Source organism: Pseudomonas edaphica (assembly GCF_005863185.1).
GTDB lineage: Bacteria > Pseudomonadota > Gammaproteobacteria > Pseudomonadales > Pseudomonadaceae > Aquipseudomonas > Aquipseudomonas edaphica.
The window spans coordinates 1-5,072 of record NZ_VBVZ01000459.1; the positions used below are offsets into that span (position 1 = coordinate 1).

Sequence of the window (5,072 nt, forward strand, 5' to 3'; positions counted from 1 at the left end):
CACTTCCATGATCCGGCGCAATTGGCGGTGGATATCAAGGCGTTGCCACTGACACTGGTAAAGACACGGCCGATGGATGAGGCGATCAGCACGGCGGGCGGCGTGCCGTTTGAAGCGCTGGATGAGCGGCTGATGCTCAAGCAATTGCCAGGCGTGTTCTGTGCGGGGGAGATGCTGGATTGGGAAGCGCCGACCGGCGGGTATTTGCTGACGGGGTGTTTTGCCAGTGGGCGAGCGGCTGGGCGTGGTGTGCTGGAGTGGCTTAAGCGCTGAGTTCAAGTCCGCTATCGCAGGCAAGCCAGCTCCCACATTTTGAGCGGTGAACACCGTCAAATGTGGGAGCTGGCTTGCCTGCGATGAGGCCCTGACAGACTTACTTCTTCTTGCGCGGCCCAGTGTTGAACACCGGCACTTTACGCACTGGCTTGATCGACGGCTCAGCCGGCGCCACATCACCACTGTCCACCCACTTACCCAAATTACGCTTGCCGCCACCGCCGCCCGAAGTCTTAGGTTTCTTCGGCTTTTTCGGCTTCTTCACCACCTGCCCGCTAGCATCGGTGTCCGGCACGCGGTGCTCCGGTTCGAAATCCGGCTCCATCTTGCGGGTCAGGGTCTGACGCGTGAGCATCTCGATGGCCGACAGCATGTTCACTTCATCGGCACACACCAGCGAAATCGCCTCACCGGTGTTGCCCGCCCGGCCAGTACGGCCGATACGGTGGATGTAGTCTTCAGCCACGATCGGCAGGTCAAAGTTGACCACCAGCGGCAGGTCTTCAATGTCCAGACCACGGGCCGCCACGTCGGTGGCTACCAGAATTTGCACATCGCTGGACTTGAACCGGTCCAGCGCGCGTTGGCGGGTGGCTTGGGGTTTGTCGCCATGGATGCCGTCGGCATTGATGCCCAGGCCCTGCAACTTGTCCACCAGCGCATCCACGCCGTTACGGGTCTTGGCAAACACCAGCACCTGCTTCCAACGGCCTTTGCGCATCAAATGCACAAACAGCTCCGGCTTGCGCTTCTTGTCCACCGGCACCACCCACTGCTTCACGGTGCTGGCGGCGACGTTGCGCGGGCTCACTTCGATGCTCAGCGGGTCGTTGAGCATCTGCCCGGCCAGTTGGCGGATTTCATCGGAGAAGGTCGCGGAGAACAGCAGCGTCTGGCGCTTTTTCGGCAGCATGCGGTAGATGTTCGCCAGCTCTTCGGAGAAGCCCAGGTCGAGCATGCGGTCGGCTTCATCCAATACCAGGGTTTGCAACTGGTTGAGTTTCAGCGCGTTCTGGCGGAACAGGTCGATCAGTCGGCCCGGCGTGGCGACCAGAATGTCGACGCCCTTGCGCAGCTTCATCATCTGCGGGTTGATGCTCACGCCGCCGTACACCGCGTAAGTGGTCAACGGCAGGTGTTGCGCGTACTCGGCAACGCTGGCGTGAACCTGCTCGGCCAGCTCGCGGGTCGGGCACAGGATCAGCGCACGCGCCGAATTGGCGGCGACTTTCGGCCCTTCCATGGTCAGCAACTGCAGGAGCGGCAGTGCGAAACCAGCAGTTTTGCCGGTGCCGGTCTGGGCCGCGGCCATCAGGTCGCGACCGGCCAACACCGCCGGAATGGCTTGCGCCTGCACCGGCGTCGGGGTCTGGTAGCCAAGCGTCTCAAGGGCGCGCAGCAAGGGTTCGATCAGGCCAAGTGTGGCGAAAGTCATGTGTTTACCGTAGGAAAAGTTCAGCGCCATAAGCGGGTAAAAAAAGCCGTAATGCGCCGCAGTTTACCTTATTTCCGGCTTGGGCTTGCGCCACTGGGGCAGGCTGATCAATAGCACCGCGCTGATGATCACCAGCATCGCCAGGGCTTCTTCCATGCCGATGGTCTCACCGACGAACACAATGCCCAACAACACCGCGACTGCCGGGTTCACATAGGCATAGCTCGTCGCCGCCGCCGGGCGCACGTGCTTGAGCAGGTACATATAGGCATTGAAGGCGATGATCGAGCCGAACACGGCCAAGTACGCCAGGGCCAGCCAGCCTTCAATCGGCGGCACAGAATGCAAGCGTTCGCCGGAGAGCGCACTGCCCACCAACAGCAAAGCACCGGCGACGATCATTTCCGCCGCACTGGCCATCGCACCGGCAGGTAACGGCAAATGCCTGCTCCACACCGAGCCGAAGGCCCAGGAGGCAGCGGCGAACAGCAACAACATCGCACCGGCTGGGCTCGATTGCAGGTTGGAGCCCATATTGAGCATGGCAATGCCGATAATCCCCAGCACTACCCCGGCCCACTCCAGGCGGGTATTACGTGCGCCCCAGAAATAGCCGCACAGCAACGTGAACAATGGCACCGTCGCCACCGCCAATGCAGCCACACCTGAAGTGACCCCCGTGTGCTCAGCCACCGACACCGCGCCATTGCCGAAGGTCAGCAGCAAAATGCCGATCTTGGCCGCAGCCTTCCACTGCACCCACGTCGGCGCAGGTGCCCCGCGCCAGCGCAAAAAGCCATACATCGCCAAGCCCGCCACCAAAAAGCGAATCCCGCCAAGCATCAGCGGTGGCCAGTATTCAACGCCGATTCGAATCACCAGGTAGGTGGAACCCCAAATCACATACAGCGCAAAAAAAGCGGCGATCAACGGTAATGGAAAGCGACGTGGGCCAGGCATTGGGCGGCTCTATGGCAGGTGATGGGAGGCTTATTCTAAAAAGGCAGCAGGCTAAACATAAGTTACAAAACCTGTTTAAAGCGCCCATACACTTTTCAAAGCATGGTTATGAAGGCTATAAACCATGCTTTCGAAAGCCAAGCGTTACTGGAGCCTTATCATGGACAAATACGACCGCATGCTCCTCAGCGCCCTGCTCGAAGACGGCCGCGCGTCCTACGCACAATTGGCCCGCACGGTTAACCTTTCTGCGCCCGCCGTGGCTGAGCGCGTGGCCAAACTTGAGGCCAGCGGCGTGATCACCGGGTATCAGGCCAAGGTGGACATGTCCAAGGTCGGCTTGCCGATTCAGTGTGTGATTGAACTGAGGTTGACCAACCATGGCAGCCAGAAGGTCTACGACGCGCTGGCTGAAATCCCTGAACTGACTGAATGCCACCGGGTTACGGGCGACCCTTGCGTGATCATGCAGGCGGCGGTGGGTTCGATGCCGCAGCTTGAGAACCTGATTAACCGGGTGGCGAAGTTCGGCTTCAGCAAGACCTCGATTATTTTGTCCAGCGCGATAGAACGGCGGGTGCCGCTGGGGCAGTTGGAGGGAAAAAATGCTGGGTAAGCACAGCAAAATCGTCAGCCTCAGCCACCCGATCACTGCGCGCATGCCGTTATGGCCAGGGGACCCGCCGGTGGTATTTGAAGACGTCGCGAGCCTGGAAAAAGACGGCTATTTCCTGCGCCGCTTCAGCCTGGGCGAACACAGCGCCACCCACATGAATGCACCGAACAGCTTCTATGCCAATGGCATCGGGATTGACGGCTATCAACCCCAAGACCTGGTTCGGCCTGCCGTGGTGATTGACGTGCGCGCGCAAACCCAAGGTAACCGCGACTACCAGATCGGCCTGCATGATCTTCAAGCCTGGGAGCACCAACACGGGCGCATCGAGCCAGGCTCTGTCGTGCTGATGTACACCGGCTGGCAGCACCTCTGGAACGACCCCATCGGTTTTTTTGGCGAAGATGCCCAAGGCCTGCACTTCCCGGGCATTGGCGAGCCGGCGATACGCTGGCTGCTGGAACACCGACAGATCGCCGGCGTGGGCATTGATACCCACGGGGTTGATCCGGGGCAAAGCACTGCCTTTGCCACCAACCATGCCGTACTGGCCGGTAATGGCATCGTATTGGAGTGCCTGACCCATCTGGAGCGGCTGCCGGCCAAGGGCACGACCCTTGTGATTGGAGTACTGGGCCTGGAAGGCGGCTCGGGATCGCCGGTCTCGGTGATGGCGTTTATTCCCTGACAACGCCATCGCAAAGTGGTGGCTGATACACCGCCATCGCAGGCAAGCCAGCTCCCACATTTGACCGAGTCGCCAGGGCTGGATGCGATCTACTGTGGGAGCTGGCTTGCCTGCGATGGCGTCAGTTGCTTCACCGAAGGCTTGAACGCTGAACAATCAGATCGACAATCTGCTGGAAGGTCGTGATGTGATCCCAGTCTTCCTGAGTCGCTTGCAGGTTGAATTGCCACTTGATCTGCATAACAAAGCAGGTCAAATCCCCATCAATGATCTTGAAGTCATGGATGAAATTCGTTTGCTCCGTCACCTGGCTTCGGTCGATGAAGCCGATGATATCGACGAACAGCTGAATCACTTTTTCGCTGATCTCGGCGCTCATAAGATCAAATTTCTCATTGCCAATAATGAGGCGGATCTTAATCGCTGGGTGGAAGTCGTCGTTCGGTGAAAGGGAAACCAGAAGGGTCTGACAGACCGAAAAGACACAACCTACTTACAGTTCCGAAAAATCGCAAAAGCCGCCTCCAACACCTGATATTTCAGTGGCCAGCAGGACCGATCCCTTTCATTTGCAGGACGTTTCCGAGCGCAATTTCATGCCTTGTTCCGGCTGAGTTCGGCCGCTAGTCTTCCCCATGTCATCGGCCCTTCGATGACCGGAAGTGCAAGCCGAAATTGACGGGAGAGCGCGTTACAAGTGCCGGAGAATCAACATGGTCAAAGCAACCTCTGCCTCAACTACTACCCCGACGGACTTCCTCAGCGAAGACGCCCTCCTCAACCGCCGAGCCATCGACTACTACCTCAAAGCATCCGCCCCGGACGCGCCCAATTTTGTGCTCAATGACAACCTGAGCTTCGAAGACGCCCTCGCCCACGCGGCCGACTTGCTGCATTGCGCGGTGGAGACGGTGAATGTGTCGGGTGAGACGCTCAGCACCCAGCAGCGGGGGGTGATGCATTTGGTGGGGATGGCCAAAGGTGTGGTGGATCGGGCGTTGGAGTGTGTGCAGCCTCGATGAGCACCGCATAACCCTGTGGGAGCTGGCTTGCCTGCGATAGCGGTGGGTCAGTCACTGAACACCTGGCTGATATAC

Annotated in this window: 7 protein-coding genes; 4 read left to right on the forward strand and 3 right to left on the reverse strand. The window is 59.2% G+C overall.

The window, feature by feature from the left end; all coding sequences use genetic code 11:
• Positions 1-273, forward strand: a 273-nt coding sequence (locus FEM54_RS24125) for an NAD(P)/FAD-dependent oxidoreductase (protein WP_171045890.1), incomplete at its 5' end; no start/stop codon positions are given.
• A gap of 100 nt (positions 274-373) precedes the next feature.
• Here FEM54_RS24125 and FEM54_RS24130 read toward each other — a convergent pair.
• Together FEM54_RS24130 and yedA are read right to left on the reverse strand one after the other, a co-directional pair.
• Positions 374-1,711 (reverse strand): RNA helicase RhlE1, encoded by a 1,338-nt coding sequence (locus tag FEM54_RS24130; RefSeq protein WP_138453398.1) that lies wholly within the window; start codon positions 1,709-1,711, stop codon positions 374-376.
• 63 nt (positions 1,712-1,774) lie between these two features.
• On the reverse strand, positions 1,775-2,671 hold the full coding sequence (yedA, locus tag FEM54_RS24135) for a drug/metabolite exporter YedA (protein WP_138453399.1): 897 nt from the start codon (positions 2,669-2,671) through the stop codon (positions 1,775-1,777).
• 160 nt (positions 2,672-2,831) lie between these two features.
• On the opposite strand from yedA, the gene FEM54_RS24140 reads away from it, so the two are divergent.
• Together FEM54_RS24140 and FEM54_RS24145 are read left to right on the forward strand one after the other, a co-directional pair.
• Positions 2,832-3,287 carry an Lrp/AsnC family transcriptional regulator gene (locus FEM54_RS24140; RefSeq protein WP_138453400.1) on the forward strand — a complete coding sequence of 152 codons (456 nt, stop codon included), beginning with the start codon at positions 2,832-2,834 and terminating at the stop codon, positions 3,285-3,287.
• Positions 3,277-3,975, forward strand: a complete 699-nt coding sequence (locus FEM54_RS24145; protein ID WP_138453401.1) for a cyclase family protein — start codon at positions 3,277-3,279, stop codon at positions 3,973-3,975. Before FEM54_RS24140 ends, FEM54_RS24145 begins: the two co-directional genes overlap by 11 nt.
• A 130-nt stretch (positions 3,976-4,105) precedes the next feature.
• Here the strand turns inward: FEM54_RS24145 and FEM54_RS24150 are convergent, their stop codons facing one another.
• Positions 4,106-4,354 (reverse strand): acyl carrier protein, encoded by a 249-nt coding sequence (locus FEM54_RS24150; RefSeq protein WP_138453402.1) that lies wholly within the window; start codon positions 4,352-4,354, stop codon positions 4,106-4,108.
• Positions 4,355-4,688: 334 nt separating this feature from the next.
• On the opposite strand from FEM54_RS24150, the gene FEM54_RS24155 reads away from it, so the two are divergent.
• Positions 4,689-4,997, forward strand: coding sequence for a DUF3077 domain-containing protein (locus FEM54_RS24155; protein ID WP_138453403.1), 309 nt, complete (start codon positions 4,689-4,691; stop codon positions 4,995-4,997).
• The last annotated feature ends 75 nt before the right edge of the window (positions 4,998-5,072 follow it).